This is a genomic window from Chrysiogenia bacterium, from assembly GCA_020434085.1.
Taxonomy (GTDB): domain Bacteria; phylum JAGRBM01; class JAGRBM01; order JAGRBM01; family JAGRBM01; genus JAGRBM01.
This window is the reverse complement of the sequence record JAGRBM010000080.1, coordinates 1-3,275: the sequence shown is the minus strand read 5'-3', so window position 1 is coordinate 3,275 and position 3,275 is coordinate 1. Positions and strand designations below refer to the sequence as shown.

Genomic DNA, 3,275 nt, shown 5'->3' with positions numbered 1-3,275 from the left:
GCGTGCCGGGCGCGCCGTGGGCGAAGAACCCGCCGGCGCGCACCTGCTCGGGGCCCATGCCGTCGCCGATGAGCAGAATGGTGTTGCGCGGCACCGGCGCGCACTCAAGGCGATCGGGACTCTTGGGAATCCAGCGCCCCTGGCAGACCGGGCCGGTGGGGAGCTTCGTGCAGGCACCCAGGAGAATGAGGGCGCAGGCAAGGGTGCTCAAGAGGTGGCGGCGCATTTTCATCGGGGGTAGCATAGCTGCAACGCTGCCCGGGAGAAGAGCCATGAAACGACTCGTCACGGCCTTGTCATTTGTATGCGCGCTGCTGATCGCCGCGCCAGCGGGTTCGGAGAATCGTGCGTGGAAGATCGATGAGGCGCCGAAGGAATGGACCGGCGCCATCGCCAGGGGAGACGCCGGCATTGAGGCCCTCAAGAAGGGACTCATGGGCAAGCTCAAGAAACAGATCGCCGAGGGCGGGCCCGTCTCTGCAATTCATCTGTGCCACGACGAGGCGCAGGCGATCACCGCGCGGATGGCCAGCGAGCAGGGCATCACGATGGGCCGCACCAGCCACAAGCTGCGCAACCCGGCGAACGCGCCGCGCGACTGGGTTGCGGCCTATGTAGAGACTTCGGCCGGTAAGAAGGCAGACGCGGTGGAGTCCATGGCGGTGGACCTGGGCGATCGTGTCGGGGTCATCCGTCCCATTGGAACGATGGGACTCTGCCTGAACTGCCACGGCGCGCGCGAGACGCTCTCGCCCGAGGTGCGCAAAGCCCTTGCGGAGCAGTACCCCGAAGATCAGGCCACGGGCTTTGCGCTCGGTGATGTGCGCGGGCTGTTCTGGGCCGAAGTGCCCAAATAGTCACTCGTCGCGCTCGCCGAGCGCGTGGCGGTAGGCCGCGGCGCGACTCGTGATCTCTTCGACATAGCGGATGGGCTCGCTGGCTCGCACGTAGCCGTATTCGGGACGTGCGTAGTATTTCTTCTGGCTGAGCTTCTTGAGCCCCTTGCGGACCTCGCGCCAGGTGTCGGCCGTTGCGCCTTCTTCGCGCATGAGCTTCCGAGCATTGCGCACGTGGGTGAGTCCGCAGTTGTAGGCCGCCAGCGCCATCTTGATGCGCTCGGTTGGCGCGCTCACGTCCTGGATGCGATCGCGAAGCTGGGCCAGGTAGCGCGCCCCGGCGCTGACGGACTGCGCAGGGTCGGCGGGCTTTTTCACGCCCAGCTCGCGCGCGGTGGCCGGCATGAGCTGCATAAGCCCGCGCGCGCCCGCCCAGCTCTTTGCCTGGGGATCGAAGCGGCTTTCCTGATAGACCTGCGCGGCCAGCAGGATCCAGTCGAGCTTGTTTTCCTTCGCGGCTCTCTTGATGAGCTTGTCGTAGGGGGAGATCTGCCCACTGGCGGCATAGAGCTTGTCGGAGCGAATGCGCGCGCTGTGCTTGGGCGATTTGAAGTAACGGTTGTAGATGACATTGAAGGTGGGCTCGCGCTTGAGCTGGGTGATCATCTTGTTGATCTCGGCAGCGAGATCTTTCGCCGCCGGGTGCACGGCCCAGGCGAGCTGCTGCTCCCCGGAGATCGGCGGGCCGATTTCCAGCTCGGGCAGGAAGGTCTTGTTGACCAGCGCGATCTGCTCGTCGGCCAGGGTGTAGTCGAATTTGCCCTCGGTGAGCTGTTCGAGCAGGTCTTCGGTGGTCAGCTCGGGGTCGGCTTTGACAATCTTGATGGGCGGGATGCCCTGCGCGGCCAGCTTTTCGTTGAGGCGGCGCAGCTCCCCGTAGTAGCTGTGGGCCTCGTGGACACGCACCTTGCGGCCCGAGAGGTCCTCGGCGCTGACCACGGGCTCGGTGCCCTTTTTCCAGACCGGGACAATGCGCGTGGCGGCATAGGGGCGCGCAAAGAGGACCTGCTCCGTCCGCGTCGGGGTGATTGTCATGGGGGCTGCAATCACATCGGCGCGGCCCTCACGCAGCGCCGGGATCATGCTCTCCCAGTCCTGGGGCACCAGCACCTCCAGCCGGACGCCAAGGCGCTTTGCCAGCCGTTCGGCCAGCTCATACTGGAATCCCATCCGGCGGCCGCGCCAGACGAAGTAGCTGTTGGAATTGTTGCGGGTGAGCACCCGGAGCACGCCCCGGGCCTTAATGGCCTTGAGACCGACCTCTGCGGCCGGTGCCAGCGGGGCAGGGGGCGCCTGTTGGACCTCCCGCTCGCAGGCGCAGCACAGTGCGATGGAAATCGCCCCCAGAAGGGGCAGCAGGCCGGTGAAGAATATGCGGGGTTGCTGCATCCGCCTTCACTTGTAGCGCCGCCGGCCCGGCGGGTCCATGAAGCGGGCGCAAGTGCCCGGAAGCGCAGCGCTTTTTTCCGTGCAGAACATTGCGCTACAGGTGTTGCCTTGAAAGCAAAACCCCTATATATAGGAGCCCCCGTTGGGAACCGGACGCCGCAAGTGGCGTCCGCTTTGTCAACAGGGCCGAAGAGGCTGCAGCTCAGGCGCTTTTTGCGCCGCCGCTTCTTCGGAGAACTCGATCATCTGCGCACCGCAGCGCATCCTGGCAGCCGCTCTTTTTACCAGCAGAGGCGCCGGACGCGAGTATCGGGGACAACTGGAATCGGTTTCACTGGAGGTGTGGCCGAGCGGTCAATGGCAACAGACTGTAAATCTGTCGGGGTAACCCTACGATGGTTCGAATCCATCCGCCTCCACCAAAAAGTCTGAAATTGCGTCGGTTTGGCGCTTGCGGGGACCTTTGAAAAGGTTCATAAGGTATCCGCAACTTGGCGGGAGTAGCTCAGTTGGCTAGAGCATCAGCCTTCCAAGCTGAGGGTCGCGGGTTCGAGCCCCGTCTCCCGCTCCAACTCAGCGCCACCAGGTCGCAGTATCAGGGCCCACATAGCTCAGTCGGTAGAGCACTTCCTTGGTAAGGAAGAGGTCACCGGTTCGATTCCGGTTGTGGGCTCCATAAAATTTGGTATTCGCCACGCGGTCGAAGCGGCGGCGCACCCACAGAGCCCTTGTGGATCGGGAGAGGTGCCGCGCTGCTCGGTCGTGTTTTCAATATCGAGCCGGCCGGCAAGGGCCGCCGTCTCAGAGAAAACGAAGTAAATACACGAGTCGGCAGGGTCCGCAACTCGGGAGGAGATCAGAGCCATGGCCAAGGAGAAATTCGAGCGAACCAAACCCCACGTGAACGTGGGAACGATTGGACACGTCGATCACGGAAAGACGACGCTGACGGCTGCGATCACGAAGGTGCTTGCCGACAAGGGGCAGGCG

4 protein-coding genes and 3 tRNA genes are annotated in these 3,275 nt (G+C 64.0%); 5 read left to right on the top strand and 2 right to left on the bottom strand.

Annotated elements, in window-relative coordinates; translation table 11 throughout:
- On the bottom strand, positions 1–211 hold a 211-nt coding region (locus KDH09_02745), incomplete at its 3' end, for a hypothetical protein (GenBank protein MCB0218586.1).
- 61 nt (positions 212–272) lie between these two features.
- Here KDH09_02745 and KDH09_02740 point away from each other — a divergent pair.
- Positions 273–857 carry a DUF3365 domain-containing protein gene (locus KDH09_02740; GenBank protein MCB0218585.1) on the top strand — a complete coding sequence of 195 codons (585 nt, stop codon included), beginning with the start codon at positions 273–275 and terminating at the stop codon, positions 855–857.
- Here the strand turns inward: KDH09_02740 and mltF are convergent, their stop codons facing one another.
- Positions 858–2,285 carry a membrane-bound lytic murein transglycosylase MltF gene (gene mltF, locus KDH09_02735; GenBank protein ID MCB0218584.1) on the bottom strand — a complete coding sequence of 476 codons (1,428 nt, stop codon included), beginning with the start codon at positions 2,283–2,285 and terminating at the stop codon, positions 858–860.
- 336 nt (positions 2,286–2,621) lie between these two features.
- Between mltF and KDH09_02730 the strand changes: the two genes are divergently transcribed.
- From KDH09_02730 to tuf, 4 genes are all read left to right on the top strand, one after another.
- Positions 2,622–2,707, top strand: a tRNA-Tyr gene (locus KDH09_02730).
- 72 nt (positions 2,708–2,779) lie between these two features.
- Positions 2,780–2,856: transfer RNA gene (locus KDH09_02725), tRNA-Gly, on the top strand.
- A 29-nt stretch (positions 2,857–2,885) separates the two neighbouring features.
- Positions 2,886–2,961 (top strand) — tRNA-Thr (locus KDH09_02720).
- A gap of 188 nt (positions 2,962–3,149) precedes the next feature.
- Positions 3,150–3,275: elongation factor Tu (gene tuf, locus KDH09_02715; protein MCB0218583.1), on the top strand; the 126-nt coding region annotated here is incomplete at its 3' end.

Excerpts from the sequence above, each read along its gene's own strand:
- KDH09_02740 (MCB0218585.1), top strand. The coding sequence starts at position 273 with ATGAAACGACTCGTCACGGCCTTGTCATTTGTATGCGCGCTGCTGATC.
- mltF (MCB0218584.1), bottom strand. The coding sequence starts at position 2,285 with ATGCAGCAACCCCGCATATTCTTCACCGGCCTGCTGCCCCTTCTGGGG.